Source organism: Citrobacter sp. Cpo030 (genome assembly GCF_030333005.1).
Classification (GTDB): domain Bacteria; phylum Pseudomonadota; class Gammaproteobacteria; order Enterobacterales; family Enterobacteriaceae; genus Citrobacter; species Citrobacter portucalensis.
The window spans coordinates 1-23,911 of the sequence record NZ_JAOWGT010000056.1 but is presented as its reverse complement, the minus strand read 5'-3'; the positions used below and the strand labels follow the sequence as shown (position 1 = coordinate 23,911).

The 23,911-nt window shown below is 54.5% G+C and carries 24 protein-coding genes; 10 read left to right on the top strand and 14 right to left on the bottom strand.

Going from position 1 to position 23,911, the window contains the following annotated elements; translation table 11 throughout:
* Positions 1-35: 35 nt before the first annotated feature.
* Positions 36-881, top strand: coding sequence for a 3-mercaptopyruvate sulfurtransferase (gene sseA / locus OGY37_RS09725; protein WP_286620688.1), 846 nt, complete (start codon positions 36-38; stop codon positions 879-881).
* 43 nt (positions 882-924) lie between these two features.
* Here the strand turns inward: sseA and sseB are convergent, their stop codons facing one another.
* From sseB to trmJ, 11 genes are all read right to left on the bottom strand, one after another.
* A complete protein-coding gene (gene sseB, locus OGY37_RS09720) occupies positions 925-1,701 on the bottom strand; it encodes an enhanced serine sensitivity protein SseB (protein ID WP_016157136.1) in 777 nt (258 codons plus the stop codon).
* A gap of 70 nt (positions 1,702-1,771) precedes the next feature.
* Entirely contained in the window at positions 1,772-3,055 is a 1,284-nt protein-coding gene (pepB, locus tag OGY37_RS09715) for an aminopeptidase PepB (RefSeq protein WP_008785461.1), read from the bottom strand.
* A 61-nt stretch (positions 3,056-3,116) separates the two neighbouring features.
* Positions 3,117-3,317, bottom strand: a complete 201-nt coding sequence (gene iscX / locus OGY37_RS09710) for a Fe-S cluster assembly protein IscX (RefSeq protein WP_003037694.1) — start codon at positions 3,315-3,317, stop codon at positions 3,117-3,119.
* Positions 3,318-3,328: 11 nt separating this feature from the next.
* Entirely contained in the window at positions 3,329-3,664 is a 336-nt protein-coding gene (gene fdx, locus OGY37_RS09705; protein WP_003037690.1) for an ISC system 2Fe-2S type ferredoxin, read from the bottom strand.
* A 1-nt stretch (position 3,665) separates the two neighbouring features.
* Entirely contained in the window at positions 3,666-5,516 is a 1,851-nt protein-coding gene (hscA, locus tag OGY37_RS09700; RefSeq protein WP_286620686.1) for a Fe-S protein assembly chaperone HscA, read from the bottom strand.
* A gap of 15 nt (positions 5,517-5,531) precedes the next feature.
* Positions 5,532-6,047, bottom strand: a complete 516-nt coding sequence (gene hscB, locus OGY37_RS09695) for a co-chaperone HscB (RefSeq protein WP_003835201.1) — start codon at positions 6,045-6,047, stop codon at positions 5,532-5,534.
* A gap of 108 nt (positions 6,048-6,155) precedes the next feature.
* Positions 6,156-6,479 (bottom strand): iron-sulfur cluster assembly protein IscA, encoded by a 324-nt coding sequence (iscA, locus tag OGY37_RS09690; RefSeq protein ID WP_003835203.1) that lies wholly within the window; start codon positions 6,477-6,479, stop codon positions 6,156-6,158.
* A gap of 20 nt (positions 6,480-6,499) precedes the next feature.
* Positions 6,500-6,886 carry a Fe-S cluster assembly scaffold IscU gene (iscU, locus tag OGY37_RS09685; protein ID WP_002913991.1) on the bottom strand — a complete coding sequence of 129 codons (387 nt, stop codon included), beginning with the start codon at positions 6,884-6,886 and terminating at the stop codon, positions 6,500-6,502.
* 25 nt (positions 6,887-6,911) lie between these two features.
* A complete protein-coding gene (gene iscS, locus OGY37_RS09680; RefSeq protein WP_003835233.1) occupies positions 6,912-8,126 on the bottom strand; it encodes a cysteine desulfurase in 1,215 nt (404 codons plus the stop codon).
* Positions 8,127-8,238: 112 nt separating this feature from the next.
* Complete coding sequence (gene iscR, locus OGY37_RS09675; RefSeq protein WP_003037674.1) at positions 8,239-8,730, bottom strand: Fe-S cluster assembly transcriptional regulator IscR; 492 nt, start codon at positions 8,728-8,730, stop codon at positions 8,239-8,241.
* 239 nt (positions 8,731-8,969) lie between these two features.
* Positions 8,970-9,701 carry a tRNA (cytosine(32)/uridine(32)-2'-O)-methyltransferase TrmJ gene (gene trmJ / locus OGY37_RS09670; protein ID WP_079939502.1) on the bottom strand — a complete coding sequence of 244 codons (732 nt, stop codon included), beginning with the start codon at positions 9,699-9,701 and terminating at the stop codon, positions 8,970-8,972.
* A 118-nt stretch (positions 9,702-9,819) separates the two neighbouring features.
* On the opposite strand from trmJ, the gene suhB reads away from it, so the two are divergent.
* Positions 9,820-10,623: an inositol-1-monophosphatase gene (gene suhB, locus OGY37_RS09665; RefSeq protein ID WP_003835237.1), complete on the top strand. Its 804-nt coding sequence runs from the start codon at positions 9,820-9,822 to the stop codon at positions 10,621-10,623.
* A gap of 106 nt (positions 10,624-10,729) precedes the next feature.
* Here suhB and OGY37_RS09660 read toward each other — a convergent pair whose 3' ends face one another.
* Together OGY37_RS09660 and OGY37_RS09655 are read right to left on the bottom strand one after the other, a co-directional pair.
* Positions 10,730-11,710 carry a nickel/cobalt transporter gene (locus OGY37_RS09660; protein WP_286547462.1) on the bottom strand — a complete coding sequence of 327 codons (981 nt, stop codon included), beginning with the start codon at positions 11,708-11,710 and terminating at the stop codon, positions 10,730-10,732.
* Positions 11,701-12,339: a DUF1007 family protein gene (locus OGY37_RS09655; protein WP_079939500.1), complete on the bottom strand. Its 639-nt coding sequence runs from the start codon at positions 12,337-12,339 to the stop codon at positions 11,701-11,703. Before OGY37_RS09655 ends, OGY37_RS09660 begins: the two co-directional genes overlap by 10 nt.
* Before the next feature lie 420 nt (positions 12,340-12,759).
* Between OGY37_RS09655 and OGY37_RS09650 the strand changes: the two genes are divergently transcribed.
* From OGY37_RS09650 to csiE, 7 genes are all read left to right on the top strand, one after another.
* Positions 12,760-13,743, top strand: coding sequence for an autoinducer 2 ABC transporter substrate-binding protein (locus OGY37_RS09650; RefSeq protein WP_003037665.1), 984 nt, complete (start codon positions 12,760-12,762; stop codon positions 13,741-13,743).
* Positions 13,744-13,846: 103 nt separating this feature from the next.
* Positions 13,847-15,355, top strand: coding sequence for a sugar ABC transporter ATP-binding protein (locus OGY37_RS09645; RefSeq protein WP_286620684.1), 1,509 nt, complete (start codon positions 13,847-13,849; stop codon positions 15,353-15,355).
* The gene (locus OGY37_RS09640; RefSeq protein ID WP_071446845.1) at positions 15,348-16,337 is read left to right on the top strand and encodes an ABC transporter permease; all 990 of its coding nucleotides are present in this window, start codon (positions 15,348-15,350) and stop codon (positions 16,335-16,337) included. Before OGY37_RS09645 ends, OGY37_RS09640 begins: the two co-directional genes overlap by 8 nt.
* Before the next feature lies 1 nt (position 16,338).
* Positions 16,339-17,292 carry an ABC transporter permease gene (locus OGY37_RS09635; RefSeq protein WP_003835248.1) on the top strand — a complete coding sequence of 318 codons (954 nt, stop codon included), beginning with the start codon at positions 16,339-16,341 and terminating at the stop codon, positions 17,290-17,292.
* Between the two features lie 17 nt (positions 17,293-17,309).
* Complete coding sequence (locus tag OGY37_RS09630; RefSeq protein WP_003835250.1) at positions 17,310-18,947, top strand: FGGY-family carbohydrate kinase; 1,638 nt, start codon at positions 17,310-17,312, stop codon at positions 18,945-18,947.
* Positions 18,944-19,549 carry a KpsF/GutQ family sugar-phosphate isomerase gene (locus OGY37_RS09625; RefSeq protein ID WP_279275625.1) on the top strand — a complete coding sequence of 202 codons (606 nt, stop codon included), beginning with the start codon at positions 18,944-18,946 and terminating at the stop codon, positions 19,547-19,549. Before OGY37_RS09630 ends, OGY37_RS09625 begins: the two co-directional genes overlap by 4 nt.
* Before the next feature lie 910 nt (positions 19,550-20,459).
* Positions 20,460-21,737, top strand: a complete 1,278-nt coding sequence (gene csiE / locus OGY37_RS09620) for a stationary phase inducible protein CsiE (RefSeq protein WP_003835255.1) — start codon at positions 20,460-20,462, stop codon at positions 21,735-21,737.
* On the opposite strand, the gene OGY37_RS09615 is transcribed toward csiE, so the two are convergent.
* Positions 21,732-22,880, bottom strand: coding sequence for a 3-phenylpropionate MFS transporter (locus OGY37_RS09615; RefSeq protein WP_125112739.1), 1,149 nt, complete (start codon positions 22,878-22,880; stop codon positions 21,732-21,734). The two genes, csiE and OGY37_RS09615, sit on opposite strands and share 6 nt — an antisense overlap.
* Positions 22,881-23,198: 318 nt before the next feature.
* Between OGY37_RS09615 and OGY37_RS09610 the strand changes: the two genes are divergently transcribed.
* Positions 23,199-23,896 (top strand): IS1 family transposase gene (locus tag OGY37_RS09610; protein WP_286619986.1). Its coding sequence is split into 2 segments (ribosomal slippage): positions 23,199-23,448 and positions 23,448-23,896, totalling 699 coding nucleotides; the frame shifts between segments, so codons are not numbered across the junction.
* Positions 23,897-23,911 lie beyond the last annotated feature (15 nt).

The window sequence follows — 23,911 nt, the reverse complement described above, 5'->3', positions numbered from 1 at the left end:
CAATTTGCCAAAACCTGGTAAAAATGGAGATGCCTATGACCACCGCCTTCTTTGTCGCTGCCGACTGGCTTGCCGAACACATTGACGACCCGGAAATACAAATTCTTGATGCCCGGATGGCACCTCCAGGACAGGAAGATCGCGATGTTGGCGAGGAGTATCGTGAGGGCCATATTCCTGGCGCAGTATTTTTTGATATTGAAGCGCTTTCCGATCATACCTCACCGCTACCGCATATGATGCCACGCCCCGAAGCCTTTGCCGTTGCGATGCGCGAGCTGGGCGTTGATCAGGATAAGCATCTGGTTATCTACGATGACGGTAATCTGTTTTCCGCGCCACGCGCATGGTGGATGCTGCGGACATTTGGCGTCGAAAATGTCTCCATTCTGGCAGGAGGTCTGGCAGGCTGGAAGCGCGATGAGCTAATGCTCAAGGAAGGCGATGAGGATGTACCTGAAGGTGAATTTAACGTGGCCTTTACGCCTGACGCAGTTGTGCGCGTTACCGATGTACTGCTGGCCAGTCATGAAAAAACGGCGCAGATCGTCGATGCACGTCCGGCTGCGCGTTTTAATGGCGAAGTTGACGAGCCGCGTCCTGGTCTGAAACGTGGTCATGTGCCGGGTGCGCTTAACGTACCGTGGACAGAACTGGTTCGTGACGGCGAACTGAAAACCACCGATGAGCTGGATGCTATTTTCTTCAGCCACGGCGTGAGCTTTGACCGCCCTATTATCGCCAGCTGCGGCTCCGGCGTAACGGCTGCCGTCGTCGTGCTGGCACTTGCCACGCTGGGCGTTTCTGACGTCGCATTGTATGACGGCGCATGGAGCGAATGGGGAGCACGCAACGATTTACCGGTAGAACCGCAATTATAAAGCTGGAAAAGCCGGATAGCGCTTCGCTTATCCGGCCTACAATTTAGATAATCCGGTTCTGTTTAAAGTCGCGCAGGAAACCGCCCCAGCGGCGTTCGTAGAACGGTGCGATATGCTCAGTGATAAAGTGGCTCACGCCCTTCTCACCCTTCTTCACCTGGCAGATATCAATAGGTTCATCGCCCGGCAGCGTATCGGTCGCGACGCTGCCAGCAGCGTGGATGATCTCTTCAATATCCCCTTCTGCTTCAATACCAATCAGCAGATTCGGCTGGGCTTCCGCGCTTTCTTTGATTGAGCAGAGAAACGCGCGTTTTACCGGCTTAATGGTTTTAAACAGCGTAGTCAGCGAGTCAATCATTTGCGCCGGAGGTTCAGCGACTTCAGAGAGGATCAGCGATTCACCACCTTCCAGTACTTCCTGGGTGCTGAGCGGATTCCCCTCTTCCCCCATCAGCAGGCTGATTTCACGCGGCATAAACTCTTTACCGGTCGGCAGTTTCGCGTTGAGAAACAGCGTTTCGCCGAGCGTCATTTCAAACAACGTACGCACCGGCATAACGACAAATGCTTGCTCATCTTCCACCGCCTGCTGCAGGGCTTCCAGAGAGGTGAAGAACGGGATCACGGTCGTGCCGTCTTCTTTTTCCCAGTGCTGCAGGTCGAGAGCGCTGTCTTCAACCACCGCCTCGCCTTCTGCGGCAGTACCCGGAACCCAGACGGTGGATTCCAGTAAAGTACGGAAAAATGCCGGACGATGCGCAGGCTCTGTTGCCGCTTGCTCCAGCAACGTTTCTAATTCGTTTTTTGTTTCGGACATAAGTATCACAAATTGGATGAATACATGTAGGCCGGATAAGCGTAGCGCCATCCGGCAATACAGTAATAAATTATGCGGTCAGCAGATTCGCAATCGTGCGCACACCCAGACCGGTTGCGCCCGCAGACCACTGTTCAACCGGCGCTTTGCGATAGGTTGCGGAGCAGTCGATGTGCAGCCAGCCCTGCTGGTAGTTTTCCACGAAATGGGACAGGAAGCCCGCCGCGGTGCTTGCACCAGCCGGGTAAGCCGCGCTGCCGGTGTTATTCAGTTCGGCAAAGTTAGACGGCAACTGACTACGATGGAACTCTGCCAGCGGCAGACGCCAGAACGGTTCGTTTTCTTGCGCCGCACTTGCCAGCAGGCGAGCAGCCAGCTGATCATCAAAGCTAAACAGCGCGTGGTAATCATTGCCCAGCGCGGTTTTCGCCGCGCCGGTCAGCGTGGCAGCATCAATAATCAGCTCCGGTTTCTGCGCGCTGGCATCGATCAGGCCATCGGCCAGCACCAGACGTCCTTCGGCATCGGTATTCATCACTTCAACTTTTTTACCGTTGCGATAGTGAATGATATCGCCGAGCTTAAAGGCGTTGCCGCTAATCAGGTTATCCGCGCAACACAGATACAGCTTCACGCGCTTGTTCAGACCACGGGTGATGGCAAATGCCAACGCGCCGGTGACCGTTGCCGCACCGCCCATGTCGGACTTCATTGAGTCCATAAATGCGCTTTGCTTGATGCTGTAACCACCGGAATCAAAAGTAATTCCCTTACCAACCAGGCAGGCATAAACCGGGGCTTCTTTGTCGCCTGTTGGGTTGTAGTCCAGCGCCAGCAGCACCGGCGGACGTTCAGAGCCGCGACCCACGGTATGCAGACCCATGTAGTTCTGCTCGCGCAGATCTTCACCTTTGGTGATGCGGTAAGAGACGTTATCGCACGCGACGGAGCACAGCAGATCAACAGCGCGCTGCGCCAGCTGTTCAGGGCCCAGCTCTTCTGCCGGGGCGTTAATGGTATCGCGCACCCAGTCAATAATCTTCAGACGGCTATCCAGCTCTTTGCGCTGCGCTTCGTCCAGAGCGGCCCACTCAACTTTGCGGGTGCCTTTTGGTCCCTTGTAGCCCTGCCAGAACGCCCAGCTACGTTCGGTATCCCAGCCTTCACCATCCAGTTGAACGTGTTTAATACCCAGGCCGTCGATTTTACGCGCGGCACGCTGGATAAGGCCGAGGTCATCTTTTCCGTTCAGGTGCAGGGTAATGCCGTCATTATTAATGCTGTATGTCGCCTTTTCACCCCAGCGGGCATCGGCGGGTTGCGTGGAAAGCGTAATTTTCATGGCTTCTGTCATTTTATTTATCCTTATTTTCGCGCATACAGGAAAACGGGCCACCCGTGGGCAGCCCGTTGACTTATTCGGCTTCGTCCAGCCAGACCAGCAAAATGGCCTCAAGGATTTTTTCGTTCGATGCCTGAGGATCATCATCGAACTCTTCCAGGTCACAGATCCACTGGTGCAGATCGGTGAAACGAACGGTCTTGGGATCGAGATCGGGGAAAGCGTCATACAGCGCCTCGCCGATTTCGCGGCTATCGGTCCACTTCAGTCCCATACTACCCTCTGTTAATGCTCACGCGCATGATTGATTGTGTAACGTGGGATTTCGACCACTAAATCGTCCTCGGTTACCCGCGCCTGACAGCTTAAACGGCTCTCCGGCTCCAGTCCCCAGGCTTTATCCAGCATGTCGTCTTCTTCTTCTGTGCTTTCCGGCAAAGAATCAAAACCTTCACGCACGATGCAGTGGCAGGTAGTACAGGCACAGGATTTTTCACAGGCGTGTTCAATCTCGATCCCGTTACGCAGGGCAACGTCGAGAATGGTTTCGCCGGTCTCAGCTTCCAGAACTGCGCCATCGGGACAGAGATCCTGATGAGGCAAAATAACAATCTTTGGCATATTAAACCTCGTCCACGGAATGGCCTTTCAGCGCGCTACGGACGGATTTGTCCATGCGGCGAGCGGCGAATTCCTGGGTTTGTTTGTCTACGTTTTTAATGGCTTGTTCTATCGCGTCAACATCGTCACCCTGTGCAACCTCGCTCAAGTGCGCGGCGGCGGTGTCGATAGCCTGACGTTCTGCGGCGCTTAACAGCGCGGCATCAGCGTTCAGCGCACCGGATAAACTTTCCAGTACGCGTGCCGCTTCGACTTTCTGTTCTGCCAGCATACGGGCTTTTACGTCCTGCTCGGCAAAACTCATCGAATCCTGAATCATGGAGGCGATTTCACTGTCGGTCAGACCGTAGGACGGTTTAACCTGGATTGAGGACTCAACGCCTGTGGATTTCTCCATGGCGGTGACGCTCAGCAGCCCATCAGCATCTACCTGGAAGGTCACGCGAATATGCGCGCCGCCTGCTGGCAATGCCGGGATGCCGCGCAGCGCAAAACGCGCCAGGGAACGGCAGTCCTGCACCAGTTCACGCTCGCCTTGCATCACGTGAATGGACATCGCGGTCTGGCCATCTTTAAAGGTGGTAAAGTCCTGCGCGCGCGCCACTGGGATAGTGGTGTTACGCGGGATCACTTTCTCCACCAGACCGCCCATGGTTTCCAGTCCCAGAGACAGCGGGATAACGTCCAGCAGCAGCATTTCGCTGTCCGGCTTATTCCCGACCAGAATATCCGCCTGAATTGCCGCACCGATAGCGACCACTTTGTCCGGGTCAATAGAGGTCAGCGGCGTGCGGCCAAAAAATTCACCGACGCGTTCACGTACCAGAGGCACGCGCGTTGAACCGCCAACCATCACAACTTCCAGCACATCTTGCGGCTCCACGCCCGCATCTTTCAGCGCGCGACGGCAGGCCAGCAGCGTACGCTTGACCAGTGCGGAAATGAGTTCATTAAAGGTTTCACGAGTGATTTCACCCTGCCATCCAGCCACGTTAACCGTTACAGAATCAGCGTCGCTAAGTGCGATTTTCGCTGCAATCGCGGCATCCAGCAGTTCACGCTGAACGCGGTTATCGCTGCGATCGGCCACGCCCGCCTGCTCGCGAATGTAATCGGCCAGCAGATGGTCAAAATCATCGCCGCCGAGCGCGGAATCACCGCCGGTCGCCAGCACTTCAAACACGCCACGGCTCAGGCGCAGAATAGAAATATCAAACGTACCGCCGCCAAGATCGTAGACTGCGATCACGCCTTCCTGACCGGAGTCCAGACCATACGCGATCGCCGCTGCGGTCGGTTCGTTCAGCAGACGCAATACGTGCAGGCCCGCCAGACGCGCGGCGTCTTTGGTCCCCTGACGCTGTGCATCGTCAAAGTAAGCCGGAACGGTGATTACCACGCCGTCCAGTTCGCCGGACAGCGATTCGGTAGCCCGCGCGGCCAGCGCTTTCAGAATATCAGCGGAGACACGCACCGGGTTAAGCAAACCGGCTGCGGTTTCAATCATCGGCAAAGCGTTTTCGCTCGCGTGGAACGTATAAGGCAGATGCGGGTAACGCGCCTGAATATCCGCCAGAGAGCGGCCCATCATGCGTTTTACCGAGCTGACGGTGTTGGCCGTATCCAGCGCGGCATTGGCGCGGGCATCATAACCGACAGAGTAGCCCTGCTGCTGATAGTGAACCACTGACGGCAACAGGTGGCGACCTTCATGGTCTGCCAGCGTTTCGGCCTGGCCGCTGCGTACGGTCGCAACCAGGGAGTTGGTAGTGCCTAAATCGATACCTACCGCCAGACGACGCTGGTGCGGCGCGGCGCTCAGACCAGGCTCACTAATTTGTAATAAGGCCATTTTCGCTTCCGGAAATTAAAAATCGAGCAGTTTTTCTTCGAGTTGTTCTGCACTGCTTCGCAGTTTATCGAGAAAACGCAGCTTACGCACGGTATCTGCCGCTGCGTCCCACGTCTCGCTATCCAGCTGTTCCACCATCAGTTGATGGCGAACGTTATACATTTCGCTGACGCGTTTCATAAACGCATCTAAACGTTGACTGTCTTTTGCCTGTTCAATCTCGTCCAGCTCTTCACGCAGCTCAAGTTGCTCCATCAGGAACGCGGTATCGCGCACCGTGTGCTGCTCGCTGCGGATATCAAAACCGTGTAAAGACAATAAGTATTCTGCGCGCATCAAAGGATGACGCAGCGTTTGCCAGGCCTGGTTGATAGTGGCGGACTGCGAAACCGCAGCAAGTTGTTCCGCCTGGGAACCGCTGGCGAATTTATCAGGATGATACTGACGTTGTAGATCCTGAAAACGTAGGCTCAGCGCCTGAGTATCGAGCTGATAACGGGCCGGTAAGCCAAAGAGGGTGAAGTAGTCCATAACATTCTCAGGGCATCGATTCTCTGTTGTTCGATGAGGCAAAACCAGAGAGTCAGGTAAAACAAACCCCACGCGCAGGCGACCACGGTGGGGTTATCAGTAAGCGCGTTACACGTGGAAGCTTTCGCCGCATCCACATTCGTCTTTCACGTTCGGGTTAGTGAACTTAAACCCTTCGTTCAGACCTTCTTTGACGAAGTCTAACTGCGTACCGTCGAGGAATTGCAGGCTCTTACCGTCGATCACGACTTTTACGCCTTTGTCTTCAAACACGGTATCTTCAGCCGCCGGCTCGTCAACAAATTCCAGTACATAGGCCATACCTGAGCAGCCGGAGGTTCTCACGCCCAGACGCAGACCAAACCCTTTACCGCGGTTTGCCAGGAAGGTATTTACACGCGCTGCTGCACTGTCGCTTAAGGTAATCGACATAATAAAACCTCAACTCTTAATTATTTTGCTTCACGTTTGCTTTTGTAATCCGCAATCGCGGCTTTAATCGCGTCTTCAGCCAGAATAGAGCAGTGAATTTTCACCGGTGGCAGTTCAAGCTCGTCGGCGATATCGGTGTTTTTAATCGCCTGTGCTTCGTCCAGAGATTTCCCTTTTACCCATTCGGTAACCAGAGAGCTGGAAGCAATAGCGGAACCGCAGCCGTAAGTCTTGAAACGCGCGTCTTCAATGATACCCTCATTGTTGACTTTGATCTGCAACTTCATCACGTCGCCACAGGCCGGTGCACCCACCATGCCGCTGCCCACGTTCTCGTCGCTGTTGTCAAAAGAGCCCACGTTACGTGGATTCTCGTAATGATCGATTACTTTTTCGCTGTAAGCCATGCTGAATTCTCCTTATCGGTACCGATTAGTGATGTGACCATTCAATGCTGTTCAGATCCACGCCCTGTTTGAACATTTCCCACAGCGGAGAAAGGTCGCGCAGGCGGCCGATGGAGTTGCGAACCAGATTGATGGCATAGTCAATCTCTTCTTCGGTAGTGAAACGACCTAAAGAGAAACGAATTGAGCTGTGTGCCAGCTCGTCGGTCATCCCCAGCGCGCGCAGCACGTAGGATGGCTCCAGGCTTGCAGAAGTACATGCAGAACCGGAGGATACCGCCAGGTCTTTCAGCGCCATAATCAGCGACTCGCCTTCAACAAAGTTGAAGCTGACGTTGAGAATGTTTGGTGCGCCCTGCTCGAGGTCACCGTTGAGGTACACCTCTTCCATATCTTTCACGCCATTCCACAGACGGTTACGCAGACTGCGCAGGCGCGCCATCTCTGTTTCCATCTCTTCTTTAGCGATACGGTAAGCTTCACCCATACCGACGATCTGGTGCACAGGCAGCGTACCGGAACGCATACCGCGCTCGTGACCGCCGCCGTGCATCTGCGCTTCAATACGAATACGCGGTTTACGACGAACGTATAGCGCGCCGATACCTTTCGGACCATAGATTTTGTGGCCGGAGAAGGACATCAGGTCAACTTTCAGTTGGCTCAGATCGATAGGCAGTTTGCCCACGCTCTGGGTCGCATCAACGTGATAGATGATGCCGCGAGCACGGCACATTTCGCCGATAGTCGCGATATCCTGCACCACGCCGATTTCGTTGTTCACATGCATGATGGACACGAGGATGGTGTCGTCACGCATTGCCGCTTCAAGTTCTTTCAGGTCGATAATGCCGTTACGCTGCGGGGCGAGGTAGGTAACTTCGAACCCTTCGCGCTCCAGCTGACGACAGGTATCCAGCACGGCTTTGTGTTCGGTTTTGCTGGTGATGATGTGCTTGCCTTTTTTCTGATAAAAGTTGGCTGCACCTTTAATCGCCAGGTTATCGGATTCAGTCGCACCGGAAGTAAATACGATTTCACGCGGGTCAGCGCCCACGAGGTCGGCAATCTGGTTACGGGCGATATCTACCGCCTCTTCAGCCTGCCAGCCAAAACGGTGTGAACGAGACGCTGGGTTACCAAAGTTTCCGTCCAGGGTCAGACACTGCATCATTTTCTCGGCAACACGCGGGTCCACCGGCGTGGTTGCGGAGTAATCGAGATAGATCGGTAATTTCATTGCTCTATAAACTCCGTACATCGCTTCAATGCAAGGAATCAGGCAACCGGCTGGATGTACGACCGAGTTAACGGGGTGTGTAGCACCCCGGCCTGATTCTAAAATACTTTTATTATGCGCGTAACTTAACGTCGATCGCGTCTTGAGCACGATTAGTGCGTGGAGCGTCATGGGTATGCTGGCGACCAGACACATCCAGGACTTCCTGATTATTTACCAGTTCGCCCAACGTAATGTTGTTGAGGAAACCGGTCAGACGATCGCTCAGATCGCGCCACAGCGCGTGGGTCAGGCATTTATCGCCGCCCTGACAACCGCCTTTGCCCTGGCAACGGGTCGCATCTACAGACTCGTCAACAGCGCTAATCACTTCACCTACTGCGATGCTGCCGGCATCTTTACCCAGCAGATACCCGCCGCCTGGTCCACGTACGCTGGAAACCAGACCGTTTTTACGCAAACGGGAAAACAGCTGCTCCAGATATGACAGGGAAATTCCCTGACGTTCAGAAATATCAGCCAACGGTACCGGGCCCGTTTCGGAGTTGAGCGCAACGTCCAACATTGCGGTCACGGCATAACGCCCTTTTGATGTCAGTCTCATGTCTTACTTAGCCTCAAACTCGCCCCTGCCCGGGGTTTTTTATTGTAAAATGGGGGTATTGCATAGCAGGGGCAAGTCTGACATTCCCGACTAAATCAGTCAACTATTTACTTGACTAATTTAGTCAGGTATTTAACCTTCAGTGCCATTTTCGCTTGCCGGATGCGCTTCGCTTATCCGGCCTACGAATCGTGCGGCCTGTAGACCGGATAAGCGAAGCGCATCCGGCATTAGTACAGTTACTTGCTTTTATTCTGCTGCTCGATTGAAGCTAAAATCCCGCGCAGGATGTTCAACTCCTGGCTTTCTGGACGCGCACGGGTAAACAAACGGCGCAGCTTATTCATCACCTGTCCCGGGTGCCCTTCACGGATAAACCCGGTCGACAGCAGCGTTTGCTCCAGATGACCGTAAAAACGCTCTAAATCATCGACCAGCGGATACTCAGCTTCTTCGTATTCTGCTGCCTTGTCGCTTTCCTGCGTTGCCAGCCAGGCCATGCGCACTTCATAAGAGATGACCTGCACTGCCATCGCCAGGTTGAGCGAACTGTATTCCGGGTTCGCGGCAATGGCGACGTGATAATGGCACTTCTGCAGCTCTTCGTTGGTCAGACCAACACGTTCACGACCAAAGACCAGCGCCACCGGCGAGTTCGTCGCTTCAGAGACACTTTTTAAACCGCATTCACGCGGATCCAGCATCGGCCACGGCAGCGTGCGGGAGCGCGCGCTGGTGCCTACCACCAGGCTACAGCCCGCCAGCGCTTCATCGAGCGTATCGACGATCTGCGCGCTGCCGATCACATCACTGGCACCCGCTGCCAGGGCGATGGCCTGGGAGTCCGGTTTAACCAGTGGATTTACCAGCCACAGATTGGTTAAACCCATGGTTTTCATTGCGCGGGCTACAGAGCCCATGTTGCCAGTGTGAGAGGTTTCCACCAGCACGATTCGAATATTTTGCAGCATTGTATTTCTTCGGCTAAAGATTATTCGGGCATATTATCATAAAACGAAGACATATTCCGAACTCGCTGCTATACTCTGCGCCGTTTTCCCGTTCTTTAACATCCAGTGAGAGAGACCGATGCATCCGATGCTGACCATCGCCGTGCGCGCAGCGCGCAAGGCGGGTAATGTAATTGCCAAACACTACGAAACCCCAGACTCTGTAGAAACCAGCCAGAAAGGCAGCAATGATTTCGTGACTAACGTCGATAAAGCCGCCGAAGCGATTATTATCGAAACGATTCGCAAATCTTACCCACAGCACACCATCATCACCGAAGAAAGCGGTGAACATGTTGGTGAAGATTTGGATGTTCAATGGGTTATCGATCCACTGGATGGCACCACCAACTTCGTAAAACGTCTGCCGCACTTCGCGGTATCCATCGCAGTACGCATCAAAGGCCGTACTGAAGTCGCCGTTGTTTACGATCCAATGCGTAACGAACTGTTCACCGCAACCCGTGGCCAGGGCGCACAGCTGAACGGCTACCGTCTGCGTGGCAGCACCGCCCGCGATCTGGATGGCACCATCATCGCCACCGGTTTCCCGTTCAAAGCCAAACAGCACGCCGCTTCTTACATGAAAATTCTTGGCAACATGTTTACCGAATGCGCGGACTTCCGCCGCACCGGTTCTGCTGCGCTGGATCTGGCTTACGTTGCCGCTGCGCGCGTTGACGGGTATTTCGAAATTGGCCTGCGCCCGTGGGATTTCGCCGCAGGTGAGCTGATTGCCCGTGAAGCTGGCGCACTGGTTTGCGACTTTACCGGCGGTCATAACTACATGGCGACCGGCAACATCGTTGCAGGTAACCCACGCGTAGTGAAAGCCATGCTGGCGAACATGCGTGACGAACTGAGCGACGCGCTGAAGCGTTAATCTGCTGTGGTGCCGGATGGCGGCTAGCGCCTTATCCGGCCTACCAGGGAAGTTCCCCGTAGGCCTGATAAGCGAAGCGCCATCAGGCATTCATCCTACAACAGTGCTAAAACGGTCTTATCCCTCGCCCTACCGGCACCGCACTCATCCACATCACTACCGCAGCAGCGATCAGCACCGCACCACCGGCTAACGCCAGCGTCGTCCAGCCAATCTGTCGCCACAATACCGGCGCTTTATGCCCGCTAAGTTTCACCGCCAGCGAGCGGAAACTGTGTACCAGCAGAGCCAGTGACGTAATCGTCAAAGATGTTCCTGCCGCCATCGCCAGCGCCGACGCCATACCCCAGCTAAAAACGCCAATCACTTTGCTGAACAGTAAGACCATGATTGCCCCCGAGCACGGGCGCATCCCCATAGACAGCACGATCATCAACCGGGCACGCCAGTCATCACCATTTTGCAGCTGTTCAGGATCGGGCAAATGCTGATGCCCGCAGCCGCAACCCTCGTGATGCACATGATGCGGCGTGAAGGCAGTGAATTTTGGACGGCGCAGCAGCTGGCGCAATTTCTTCAGCGCACGGACGCACAATAAAACACCCAACACGCCAACCAGAGCATAACTCCCTTTCTCCAGCCAGAAACTACTCATATGTAGCTGTCGTGCAGGCAACTGCAAGACTGTGAGTACTACAACCACCAGCCCGATAGCGACCAGCCCCTGTAATAAAGATGAGGCTAGCGTCAGGCCAATACTCGACTTCAGCTTCGAGGGGTGCGTTGCCAGCCAGGTGGTAATGACGACTTTTCCATGTCCCGGCCCCAGCGCATGCAGAACGCCGTAGAGAAAACTAAACAGCAGCAGCGATCCCCCGGCCTGGGCCGGCCTGGCAGCAACCGCTTTCAGCAACCCGCTCATCTGTTGGTTAACGTCGCGCTGCCAGACGACACTTTTCATCATCACCTGCGGCCAGGCCTGCCATAGCCACAGTATGCCGCCTGCCGCCAACAGCAAAAAGACAGCCAGCGGCCATAGCGTCAGCCAGCGACGTCTGGCTGCACGTTGTTGATAAACTACTGACATTGCAGCGTTACCGTCTGTGCAAACTGTTTACCCAACTCCATATCCTCCGGCGGTGCGTCTTCTTTATCCAGCGACTGCGCAAAGCTCAGCGTTTGTTCATTGGGCGTCGGCGTATGTACTGAAATCCGGCATTTCTGGCTTATGGCCTGCCCCAGCCTGGCGTCGCTGTCTTTGTCATAGCTCATATCAACGTAGTAGGTCGGGTCGAAGGTTGAAAGGGTATATTTTTGACCACTCAGCGGCTGAGCTTCGGCCAGCGGCAAAACGAACGTCAGCACCGCCTGATGTTCCTCACGCTCCATGCCATATTCCGTCGGTCTGTTTTTAAACTTTACCTTTTGCCCGTCGTGCCACACTTCGGTGAAATAGTGCTGCCCGAGAACGTTGGCCATCACTTCCGCCGCCAGTTTCTTCCAGATCTCATCACCAGGTTTGGCATTCCCCGCATCGTAAAGAAGATCCGCCGAGGTAATTTCATCCATCGTCCAGCGCATTTTCAGCGCGACGAACTGGTCATTCTCGCTCACTATCTCAGTTTTCAGATGGATAAAGCTGTGGGGATGCGCGCCTGCGCCAAAGGACAGGACAGCGAGAAACAACGTGATAATGATACGTTTAACGCCTTGCATGAGTTCTCCACGATGAAAATCCACACCGCCACAAATAATGATGCCGGGTTTGGCGAAAGAGTGCTGAGGATACCATTGAACGAAAAAATATTGAGCACCCTTTTCCGGTATCGATTCAGTTCTCAATTTCGATAATTTCTTCTTCGGGAAATTCCATCCAAATACCTTTTCGGCGTCACAACCTAAGTCAAATGATAATAAATTGTTAATTTATAGTTTCATTTTAATATTTTATTAACAATAAACTTGAGCATCTGAATGTAAAAACATGCAAAATTAACTAATTATTAACCATTTTATTTCTATAAATTCACAATAATGGGCATAGATCACATTCATTAAACTTATGATTCATTCCCTCTTCCATTCATTGTTAACTTCACGCCGTGACATGTCCTGCCCCCTACGAAAGGTACAACTATGAAATTCAAACTCGCATTACTCAGTGCAACCCTGGTTTCTGCATGCATGTTGTCCGGCACGTCCTTTGCGGCGGAAAAATATGAAATTGCTGTGGTTGCCAAAGTCACCGGGATCCCATGGTTTAACCGGATGGAAACCGGCGTAAATGAAGCAGCAAAAAAACTGGATGTGAATGCTTACCAGACCGGGCCTTCAACGCCGGACCCGGCGCAGCAGGTGAAAGTGATTGAGGATCTGATCGCCAAAAACGTTAATGCGATCATCGTGGTGCCGAATGATGCCAAGGTCCTTGAGCCGGTACTGAAAAAAGCGCGCGATAAAGGCATCGTGGTGCTGACGCACGAATCCCCAGATGAGCAAATTGGCCAGTGGGATATCGAAACCATCGACAGTGAAAAATACGCCCAGGCCAACGTCGATGAGTTAGCGAAAAATATGGGCGGCAAAGGCGGGTATGCCATCTATGTTGGTTCGCTGACGGTCCCACTGCATAACGCGTGGGCGGATTATGCAATTAAGTACCAGAAAGAAAAATATCCGGAAATGTTCGAGGTCACTTCACGTCTGCCGGTCGCGGAAAGCATCGATAAATCCTACGCCACAACGCTGGATCTGATGAAAACCTACCCGCAGATGAAGGGCATTATCGGCTTCGGTTCACTGGGTCCAATCGGTGCGGGTCAGGCTGTGCAGAAAAAACGCGCCAAAGATAAGATCGCCGTCGTCGGGATCGCCATGCCAGCACAGGCTGCGCCTTATCTGATGCGCGGTGATATCAAAAAAGCGCTGCTGTGGGATCCAAAAGACGCGGGCTACGCGCTGGTAACAGTTGCCGATCAGCTGTTGCAGGGCAAAGAAGTGAACGCCGATCTGAGTATCGATGGTTTAGGGAAAGCCGATATCGACACGGAGAAGAAAGTGATCCGCTTTAACAAGATCCTCGAAGTCACCAAAGACAACGCACAATCACTTGGTTTCTAAGGCTTTAGCCAACACCAGGGAACCTTAACGCCGACCGTCTGGTCGGCGCTATCAACCAAACTAACACTCAGCGTCCCCCCGGACGCTCGCAGAGGTATTGTCCATGGCAGACACCACCGCATTTATCACTCTTGAGAATATCAGCAAACAATTCCCGGGCGTGCTGGCGCTGGATAACGTGAATCTGACGCTAAGAAAAGGCGAAGTTCACTGTCTGGCGGGTCAAAACGGCTGTGGTAAAAGTACCATTATTAAAGTGATCTCCGGGGTTTATCACCCGGAAAAAGGCGCGCAGATTTTACTCGATGGAAAATTGTTCCATCACCTGACGCCGCAGCTCTCTTCCCATTATGGCATTCAGGTTATTTATCAGGACCTGTCGTTGTTCCCCAACTTTAGCGTCGCGGAAAATATCGCGGTCAACCGCTATCTGCCGGGTGGCGATATCTGGGTGCGTCGTGGCGCGATGAAACAGCAGGCGCTGGCAGCCATGAAACGTATCGGGGTGAATATCGATCCCGATAAAAAAGTTGAAAAACTCTCGATTGCCGATCGACAGCTGGTCGCCATTTGCCGGGCGATTGCCGCCGATGCGCGTCTGGTGATTATGGACGAGCCCACCGCCTCGCTAACCCGCCAGGAGGTTAATGGCCTGCTGCGGGTCGTTAATGAACTAAAAGCGGCCGGAATTTGCGTGGTGTTTGTCAGCCATCGTCTGGATGAGGTGATGGAAGTGGCGGACCGCATCAGCGTAATGCGCGACGGCAAACTGGTGGGCACATACCCTGCCAGCGAACTCGACAGCCACGAGCTGGCCTTCCTGATGACCGGACAACGCTTCCACTACAGCCCGTTGCCGGAAAGGCCCGCGATTGAGCAAGAGCCGCTGCTTGAGCTGAGCAACCTCAGCCGCAGAGGTAAATACCAGAACATTAATCTGTCGCTGCACGGCGGCGAGATTGTCTCCATTGTTGGTCTGCTGGGTGCCGGGCGCACCGAGCTTTGTCTGAGCCTGTTTGGCATGACGCACCCGGAAAGCGGCGAGATTCGCATTAACGGCCAGCCGGTCACACTGCGCAATAACCATGACGCCATCAAACACGGGATCGGCTATGTCTCAGAAGATCGCCTGACGCAGGGGCTGATCATGGAACAGTCGATCTACGACAACACCATCGTCACGGTGTTTGATCAACTGCACACCGGTAGCGGCCTGCTCGATCATCGTAAAGCGCAAAAGCTGGTCGCCGATTTAATCCGCGAACTGAATATCAAAGTGTCCGATCCGCACCTGCCGGTCAAAACCCTTTCCGGCGGTAATGCCCAGCGTATCGCCATTGCCAAATGGGTGGCGACCAATCCCCGCATCCTGATCCTCGACTCGCCTACCGTCGGCGTGGATATCGCCAACAAAGAGGGCATTTACCAGATAGCCCGCGATTTGGCGGAACAGGGTATGGCGGTGCTGATGATTTGCGATGAAATCCCGGAAGCGTATTACAACAGCCACCGCGTGCTGGTAATGCGTCGCGGCAAGCTGGTGGCGGAATTTAATCCTCATCAATGCCGTGAAGAGGAGATTGCTGAAGTGGTCGAGGTAATCAATGAATAAGATGCATCTCTCCCGTTTAATCGGGCAACATGAGTTCTGGCTGGGCCTGCTGGTTGTAGCCCTTGCCGTTGGGCTGAGCGTCAGCACCGACGAGTTCCTGTCTTTGGGGAACCTGACGGATGTGGCCACCAGCTACGCGATTCTCGGCATCCTGGCCTGTGGACTGTTTGTGGTGCTGATTTCCGGCGGGATCGACATCTCATTTCCGGCGATGACCGCGATAGCCCAGTATGCAATGGCCAGTTGGGTTATCGGTCACGGCGGCAACTTCGCGCTGGCGTTAATCATTGCCATTGCGGTAGGCCTGCTGCTGGGGCTGATCAACGGTTTTCTGGTCTACTGGCTGCGCGTCCCGGCAATCATCATTACCATCGCGACGCTGAACGTCTACTACGGCCTGCTGGTTTACGCCACCAAAGGCACCTGGCTGTATGGCTTCCCGGACTGGTTTATGAACGGCATTAACTGGTTCTCGTTCACCGCGGCGGATGGCTACGACTACGGTTTGACCCTGCCCCTGCTGTGCCTGGCGGCGGTGATCATCTTTACCGCCGTGCTGATGAACTATACCCGTCTTGGCCGTCAGGTTTACGCCATGGGCGGCAACCGCGACGCGGCCTCGCGCCTTGGGCTGAATCTGCTGAAGCTGCATTTCTACGTCTATGGCTACATGGGCATTCTGGCAGGCGTTGCCGCCGTAGTTCAGGCGCAAATCACCCAGTCAGTTGCACCCAACTCGCTGCTCGGCTTTGAGCTGACGGTGCTGGCGGCGGTAGTACTCGGCGGAACCAGCATGAGCGGCGGGCGCGGTACATTGACCGGAACCCTGCTCGGCGTGGTTCTGCTGGCCTTCTTACAAAATGGTCTGACGCTGCTCAGCGTCTCCTCTTACTGGCACACCGTGTTCAGCGGCGCCATTATCCTGGTCAGCATTAGCGCCACGGCCTGGAACGAAAAACGCAAACTGGCAAGGGAGCTTTGAGATGAAAACAATCGCCAGATTTTTACCCGGTGATGCCATCATCCGTCTGCAATGCGTGATTATTGTGGTCGTCGCCCTGGTTTTCTCGGCCCTGCTCGGCAGCCGTTTCTTCAGCGTCGCTAACTTCCAGTCGATCGGCTCACAGCTGCCAATCCTCGGCATGCTGGCCCTCGGGATGGGCATGACTATGCTGACCGGCGGCATTAACCTGTCGATTATTGCCGGGGCGAACGCCTGCTCACTGGTGATGGCGGCGATTATCGTCACCCATCCGGATAACCCGCTGTTTCTGGTGCTGGCGCTGCTGGCAGGCGCTGCCGTGGCGGTGGCCATCGGCACGCTCAACGGTGCGCTGATTGCCTGGGTAGGCGTCTCGCCTATTCTCGCCACGCTCGGCACGATGACGCTTATCTCCGGGCTGAATATTCTGCTTTCCAACGGGACGGTGATTTCCGGTTTCCCGACCGCCATTCAATATCTCGGCAACGCCACGATTGCCGGTGTTCCGGTGGCGCTACTGCTCTTTTTCCTGGTGGCAATCCTGCTGTGGGTACTGCTGGAACACACCACGCTTGGGCGCAGCCTGTATCTCGTTGGTTCCAATGAACAGGCTACCCGCTACAGCGGCGTGAATACCGTGAGGGTACAAATTTCGGTGTACGTGATTTCTGCCCTGCTCGGCTGGGTCGCCGCCATTTTGATGATGGCGAAATTCAACTCAGCTAAAGCCGGATACGGTGAATCCTACCTGCTGGTCACCATCCTTGCCTCCGTCCTCGGCGGTATCAACCCGGATGGCGGCTTCGGGCGCATTATCGGCCTGGTGCTGGCACTGATTGTGCTGCAAATGCTGGAAAGCGGCCTTAACTTGCTGGGGGTCAGCAGCTATCTGACGATGGCGCTGTGGGGCGCGGTGCTGATCCTCTTTATCGCATTACAGAATCGTAAAGCCTGATTTCAGGAGAAAAAATTATGGCAAGTTACTTTATTGGTGTGGATGTCGGAACCGGAAGCGCCCGTGCTGGCGTGTTTGATCTCAACGGCAGAATGGTCGGTCAGGCCAGTCGGGCCATCGAGATTTACCGCCCGCAGGCCGATTTTGTTGAGCAGTCTTCCGATAACATCTGGCAGGCGGTATGTAACGCGGTTCGCGATGCGATTAACCAGTCGGATATCAACCCTATCCAGGTGAAAGGTCTCGGCTTTGACGCGACCTGTTCACTGGTGGTGCTGGACAAAGAAGGTAAACCGCTGACCATCAGCCCGTCCGGGCGCAGCGAACAGAACATCATTGTATGGATGGATCACCGCGCCATTACTCAGGCCGAGCGTATCAACGCCCTGCATCATCGGGTGCTGGACTACGTTGGCGGCATTATCTCCCCGGAAATGCAGACGCCAAAACTGCTGTGGCTGAAGCAGCATATGCCCAATACATGGGCTAATGCGGGCTACTATTTTGACCTGCCCGATTTCCTGACCTGGCGCGCAACGGGCGATGACACGCGCTCATTGTGTTCGACGGTGTGTAAATGGACCTATATGGGCCATGAAGACAAATGGGATGCCAGCTATTTCCGCCAGATTGGGCTGGAAGATTTGCTGGAGCATGATGCTGCCAAAATTGGTCGCTATGTGAAAACCATGGGCGAACCGCTCGGTCACGGGCTGTCTGCGCGCGCCGCCAGCGAAATGGGGCTGATTCCGGGGACAGCTGTCAGCGTCTCGATCATCGATGCCCACGCCGGTACCCTCGGCACGCTCGGGGCAAGCGGTGTTTCCGGCGAGGTGGCGGATTTTGACCGTCGTATCGCGCTGATTGGCGGCACCTCTACCGGACACATGGCAATTTCCAAAGAGCCACGTTTTATCGGCGGCGTCTGGGGTCCTTACTACTCAGCCGTACTGCCAGAATACTGGCTTAACGAAGGTGGGCAGTCGGCAACCGGGGCGTTAATCGACCACGTTATTCAGTCGCATCCTTGCTACGAAACCCTGCTGGCGCAGGCTAAATCTCAGGGGCAAACCATTTACGAAGTGCTGAATGCGCTGTTGCGTAAAATGGCCGGTGAGCCGGAAGATATCGCGTTTTTAACCCGCGACATGCACATCCTGCCCTATTTCCACGGCAACCGCTCGCCGCGCGCTAACCCAACGCTCACGGGCGCAATCACCGGACTGAAGCTGTCACGTACGCCGGAAGATATGGCGCTACAGTACCTTGCGACCATCCAGGCCATTGCGCTGGGAACCCGCCATATCATTGAAACGATGAATCAAAGCGGCTACACCATCGATACGATAATGGCCAGCGGCGGCGGGACGAAAAACCCGATCTTCGTTCAGGAACATGCCAACGCCACCGGCTGCGCCATGCTGCTGCCTGAAGAGAGCGAGGCCATGCTGCTGGGTGGCGCCATGATGGGAACTATCGCCGCGGGCGTATTCGAAACCTTCCCGGAAGCGATGTCGGCGATGAGTCGGATTGGTAAAACGGTTACCCCGCAAACAAATCGCATTAAGCAGTACTACGATCGCAAATATCGGGTATTCCACGAGATGTATCAGGATCATATGAAATATCGCCAGTTGATGCAGGAGGAAGCATGAGTAACTCCTGGTCTCAGGCTACCGGCGTATTTCAGCTCTATAGCGATGCCCTGGCGGGTCTGGGGCAGCATCTGACTGAACCGCTCTGGCAGTCGTTAATGGCGGAGCTGCGCGGTTGCCGGGGCAAAATCGTTGTCACTGGCGTCGGTACCTCCGGCATTGCGGCGCGTAAAGTGGCGCATATGCTTGCGTGCGTGGAACGCCCGGCGATCTACCTCAACGCGACGGACGCGGCGCATGGCGATCTCGGTTTTTTACGCGACAACGACCTGGTGATTATGCTGTCGCGTGGGGGGAATTCGGACGAACTCACCCGGCTGTTGCCCGGGCTGAATGCGCGAAATGTGCCGATTCTGAGCGTGACTGAAAACGCCGATTCAGCCATTGCTAAAGCGTCGAGATTGGTGATTTCCACCGGCGTCCAGCGTGAGGCCGACCCGCTGAACATGTTAGCCACCACCTCTATTTTACTGGTGCTGGCTATCTTTGACGCCGCCTGCGCCTGCCTGATGAGCGAAAGCGGTTACTCAAAGGAGACGCTGTTGTCTGTGCATCCAGGTGGTGATGTGGGATTAACGCTGAGCCGTGAGCAAATGCCGTAAGTTAAAGGAGACTGATCATAGCAATAACTGAGAGTGGAGCATCCGTAGACATTGAATTTTTTACCTCCAGCGTATTGCTACGTTCACCTTATGTTTTTCACTTCTCTGAAACGATACTGCCTGTGAACGTGTTAAGGGTACTATCGCCGTACCCTTAACAATCCCGGCTCCCCGCGGGAAAATTGTTGCTACGCAATACCCTCCGCTTATTCCTTCAGGCTACCGGGCCGGGCGCGAGGTAGCGTCCTTGCAAAGCGCGCCCTGAGCCAGCATCCATGCTGGCTCTCCCGGCCTTACGGAAACACGTCGGCAATTTTCAGCCGGACCAGCCCACACCTGACCATCTGCGTTTTTTGTTTAAACAGCAAAACGGGTTTCACTGGAAGTCAGAGCGTTGAAGCGATGACCCCGGTCCGGCTGAAAATCGATGAGACGTTGACGGCTGACCGGGGCTGCCCGCAGGGATGCGGGCAGAGGGGATGGCCTGCAGGGACGCAGGCTCGGCCCCGACCCGACAGGCAGACGGCATAAGACGAATGAATCGCATCGCGACGATTTTCCCGCCGGGAGCCTGGGTTGCAAGGGAGGCGGCGGTGAGCCTCCCTTGCACGTTCACGGGTATCTGCGCTTCAGAGAAATGACACCGTTCAGGTGAACGGAACCCCATAGCGGAATAAAATATTCTCCATCATGTTTAACATGACATGCAGTACATCTCTGGCATATCTAACCAAAAGATAAAACAGTGAAAAAGTGGATTAACGCGCTGCGTTCCACTACCGCTATCTGTTCCGCACGTTAAAAATTCTGTGACGCTCTCCAGCATTCCTGGTGGAAAGCATTCCATTCTCAAAATCTATGAGCAAACTTTAGCTATTCTTATCAAACATACTCACGGGAGATCCTACAGATGATGTCAACGCTTGCCCCACCATCTGTACTTTCCGCTCCCCAGCGCCGTTGCCAGGTGCTGCTGACGCTTTTCCTGCCGGGGCAAATCGCGACTACACAAACCTTCAGCAGCCTCAACGGCGTCGATGATGCCACGGTTCAGGAAGATATTATTGGCGCAGGACTCGAAATCCAGCGCTATCACCGGCTCGCGATAGCCACCGCGCAGAATGGTGGCTATACGATCGAAGGAACCCCGCTAAATCAACGTCTGTGTCTGTTGCAGTGGCTGCGCCGTGGCCTGCGGATTTGCCCTGCCTTTATCGCTCAGCAGTTTACCCCGGCGTTAAAAGCAGAACTTAAACAAAGGGGGATCGCACGTACGCTGTATGACGACACCAATCTGCATGCGCTCATTAATCTGTGTTCCCGGCGCTTGCAGAAACCGTTTGAGTGTCGTGACATCCAGTTCCTGCGTCTGTATTTACAGTATTGCCTGCTACAGCACCACGCGGGGATCACCCCGGAGTTTAACCCACTCCAGCAACGCTGGGCGCAATCCTGCGCGGAATATCCGCTCGCAGAGGAAATTGGCCGTCACTGGCAGCGCCACGTCATGCAGAGTGCACCACTGGGCGAATCGCTGTTTATGGCGTTGCTGTTCTCAATGCTTCGTATCCCCGACCCGATTCGCGATAATCACCATCAGGATCGCCGCCTGCGTCTTGCTATTGCGCGGCTGGTGCTACGTTTTCGCGAGTATGGCAATGTGCGCTTCAGCGATGAGCAAGGGCTGAATGACCAGTTGTATATCCACCTGGCTCAGGCACTGAACCGCAGCGTGTTTGCCATCGGCATTGATAACACGCTGCCGGAGGAGTTCAGCCGCCTTTATCCCCGGCTGGTTCGTACTACCCGCGAGGCGATTCACGGCTTCGAGGCCGAATACGATGTGCAATTTTCCGAAGAAGAGATCGGGCTGGTGGCCGTTATTTTCGGCGCCTGGCTGATGCAGGAGAAGGATTTACACGAAAAGCAGATAATCCTGCTGACCGGTAGTAATGAACAACTTGAAGTGCATATAGAGCAACAGCTACGCGAACTGACGCTGCTGCCGCTCAACGTAAAACATATGCCGATGCAGGACTTTCAAAAAGAGGGTGCTCCGCGCGGTGTAACGCTGATTATTACGCCGTACACCACGCCACTACCGCTATTTTCACCCCCGTTGATTCATGCGGATCTGGCGCTTACGCCGCATCAGCAGCAGCAGATCCGCAAAATTCTCGAATCATAACGTTGCAGGCTGCGCGACCACCTTCGGGCGCAGAACGATTGCCGGGAGCGCCACCAGCGCCATCACCCAGAACACGCCGCTGCCCAGATTCTGGTACAGATAGCCCGCGAATACGGTCATGATGGCGATACTGCCGCCCATCGCTATCGCGGAATACACCGCCTGCAAACGAATAACTTCGCTCCCCTGGCGTGCCGCGATATAACGCATTGCCGCCAGGTGGCAGACGGTAAAGGTTCCGCAATGGAGGATTTGCACCACGATCAGCCACGGCAGCTCGGTGCTCCAGCCCATCAATCCCCAACGCGCCACCCCGCAAACGGCGGAAAGCAGCAGCAGATCGCGGGCGCTAAAGCGACGGAACAGCTTGTGACTAAGCGCGAAAATAATCACCTCCGCCACCACTCCTAGTGACCATAAATAGCCCACCGCCGAAGCGGAATATCCAGCAGACTGCCAATAGATGGCGCTGAAACCATAATACGCAGCATGCGCCCCCTGTAGCAGACTCACGCAAGCAAGAAAACGCCAGCTCTGGGTTATCAGCGCGCGCCAGGCGGGCCATCCCGCACTCTCCTGCTGACGGTTTTCACCCGCTGGCTGCACGCTCGGGCGAATCATCATGCCCAGCAGCATCGAGGCGACGCCAAGCGATAGCAGGACCAGGATCACCCGATAGTCAAACAGGCTCACCAGTTTGCCGGTTAACGCGGAGCCGATCACAAAAGCCACGGATCCCCATAGTCGCACCCGACCGTAATCCATGGTGATTTGTTTCTGCCAGGTGTTGGCCAGCGCGTCGGTCAGCGGTACCAGCGGTGAGAAAAACAGGTTAAAGCCGATCATCACCACCATCAGCCACGCCACGTTGGTTCCCGCCCAGAAGGCCAGCGCAAACACCAGCGTCAACAGAGCCAGAATACGTAACGCTGAGATCAGCCGGGAGGGATCGCTCACACGCGGCGCAATCAGCAAACTACCGAGAAAACGGGCAATCAGCCCCGCGCCCAGCAGTAAACCGATGGTTTCCGGCGTCAGCCCTAACCCTTCGAGCCAGACGCTCCAGAAAGGCAGAAAGATACCGTAGCTAAAGAAATAGGTGAAATAACCGAGCGCCAGCCAGCGCGTGGAATGCAAAGCCATGGGTCCTCCTGTTTTGGAAGCCCTAGTCTAATGACTCAAACCACATTCTGAAGAGTACTACCGTTCACATTTACGAAATAATTGTGACAAACATCACCTTTAACCAACACGATTGGTCATCCGCATCCGCAATCGTTTACATCTGTATGATTTTACAGCAGAGAACATGCTGGGATGAATAAACAGTAATGCAAGGAATTGAATGGATTTTGCGAAAAATACTCAGATGAATAACAAAAGCCTTAATATCATCACAAGTATATGGCAATGCTGCCAACTTGCTGATTTAGTGTATAATGGTGTTTTTGAGGTGCTCCCGTGGCTTCAGTCTCCGTCTGCTGTCCCTCCTGTTCCGCTACTGAAGGCGTGATGCGTAATGGCAAAAGTACTGCCGGGCATCAACGTTATCTCTGCTCTCACTGCCGTAAAACATGGCAGCTCACCTTCACTTATGCCGCTTCTCAGCCCGGTACACACCAGAAAATCATTGATATGGCTATGAACGGCGTCGGTTGCCGTGCCACCGCACGACTAATGGGCGTGGGCCTCAACACCATTTTGCGCCATTTAAAAAACTCAGGCCGCAGTCAGTAACCTCCCGGATACAGCCGGGCAGTGATGTCATTGTCTGTGCGGAGATGGACGAGCAATGGGGCTACGTCGGTGCAAAATTACGTCAGCGCTGGCTGTTTTACGCGTATGACAGGATACGCAGGGCGGTGGTAGCCCACGTTTTCGGTGAACGCACTATGGCCACACTGGAGCGTCTTCTGAGCCTGCTGTCAGTTTTTGACGTGGTGATATGGATGACGGACGGCTGGCCGATGTATGAGTCACGTCTGAAGGGAAAACTGCACGTCATCAGTAAGCGTTACACGCAGCGAATTGAGCGACACAACCTGAATCTGAGACAGCATCTGGCAAGGCTGGGCAGGAAGTCCCTGTCGTTCTCCAAATCGGTGGAGCTGCATGACAAAGTCATCGGGCACTATCTGAACATAAAACACTATCAGTAAATTGGAGTCATTACC

What these genes read in the sequence shown, in the direction of transcription:
- pepB (WP_008785461.1), bottom strand. Translation starts at nt 3,055, where the DNA reads ATGACAGAAGCCATGAAAATTACGCTTTCCACGCAACCCGCCGATGCC.
- hscB (WP_003835201.1), bottom strand. Translation starts at nt 6,047, where the DNA reads ATGGACTACTTCACCCTCTTTGGCTTACCGGCCCGTTATCAGCTCGAT.
- trmJ (WP_079939502.1), bottom strand. Translation starts at nt 9,701, where the DNA reads ATGCTGCAAAATATTCGAATCGTGCTGGTGGAAACCTCTCACACTGGC.
- iscU (WP_002913991.1), bottom strand. Translation starts at nt 6,886, where the DNA reads ATGGCTTACAGCGAAAAAGTAATCGATCATTACGAGAATCCACGTAAC.
- iscX (WP_003037694.1), bottom strand. Translation starts at nt 3,317, where the DNA reads ATGGGACTGAAGTGGACCGATAGCCGCGAAATCGGCGAGGCGCTGTAT.
- csiE (WP_003835255.1), top strand. Translation starts at nt 20,460, where the DNA reads ATGATGTCAACGCTTGCCCCACCATCTGTACTTTCCGCTCCCCAGCGC.
- OGY37_RS09660 (WP_286547462.1), bottom strand. Translation starts at nt 11,710, where the DNA reads ATGTCAGTAGTTTATCAACAACGTGCAGCCAGACGTCGCTGGCTGACG.
- OGY37_RS09635 (WP_003835248.1), top strand. Translation starts at nt 16,339, where the DNA reads ATGAAAACAATCGCCAGATTTTTACCCGGTGATGCCATCATCCGTCTG.
- hscA (WP_286620686.1), bottom strand. Translation starts at nt 5,516, where the DNA reads ATGGCCTTATTACAAATTAGTGAGCCTGGTCTGAGCGCCGCGCCGCAC.
- OGY37_RS09655 (WP_079939500.1), bottom strand. Translation starts at nt 12,339, where the DNA reads ATGCAAGGCGTTAAACGTATCATTATCACGTTGTTTCTCGCTGTCCTG.
- OGY37_RS09645 (WP_286620684.1), top strand. Translation starts at nt 13,847, where the DNA reads ATGGCAGACACCACCGCATTTATCACTCTTGAGAATATCAGCAAACAA.
- fdx (WP_003037690.1), bottom strand. Translation starts at nt 3,664, where the DNA reads ATGCCAAAGATTGTTATTTTGCCTCATCAGGATCTCTGTCCCGATGGC.
- OGY37_RS09640 (WP_071446845.1), top strand. Translation starts at nt 15,348, where the DNA reads ATGAATAAGATGCATCTCTCCCGTTTAATCGGGCAACATGAGTTCTGG.
- OGY37_RS09615 (WP_125112739.1), bottom strand. Translation starts at nt 22,880, where the DNA reads ATGGCTTTGCATTCCACGCGCTGGCTGGCGCTCGGTTATTTCACCTAT.
- OGY37_RS09630 (WP_003835250.1), top strand. Translation starts at nt 17,310, where the DNA reads ATGGCAAGTTACTTTATTGGTGTGGATGTCGGAACCGGAAGCGCCCGT.
- iscS (WP_003835233.1), bottom strand. Translation starts at nt 8,126, where the DNA reads ATGAAATTACCGATCTATCTCGATTACTCCGCAACCACGCCGGTGGAC.
- iscR (WP_003037674.1), bottom strand. Translation starts at nt 8,730, where the DNA reads ATGAGACTGACATCAAAAGGGCGTTATGCCGTGACCGCAATGTTGGAC.
- OGY37_RS09650 (WP_003037665.1), top strand. Translation starts at nt 12,760, where the DNA reads ATGAAATTCAAACTCGCATTACTCAGTGCAACCCTGGTTTCTGCATGC.
- sseA (WP_286620688.1), top strand. Translation starts at nt 36, where the DNA reads ATGACCACCGCCTTCTTTGTCGCTGCCGACTGGCTTGCCGAACACATT.
- sseB (WP_016157136.1), bottom strand. Translation starts at nt 1,701, where the DNA reads ATGTCCGAAACAAAAAACGAATTAGAAACGTTGCTGGAGCAAGCGGCA.
- OGY37_RS09625 (WP_279275625.1), top strand. Translation starts at nt 18,944, where the DNA reads ATGAGTAACTCCTGGTCTCAGGCTACCGGCGTATTTCAGCTCTATAGC.
- iscA (WP_003835203.1), bottom strand. Translation starts at nt 6,479, where the DNA reads ATGTCGATTACCTTAAGCGACAGTGCAGCAGCGCGTGTAAATACCTTC.
- suhB (WP_003835237.1), top strand. Translation starts at nt 9,820, where the DNA reads ATGCATCCGATGCTGACCATCGCCGTGCGCGCAGCGCGCAAGGCGGGT.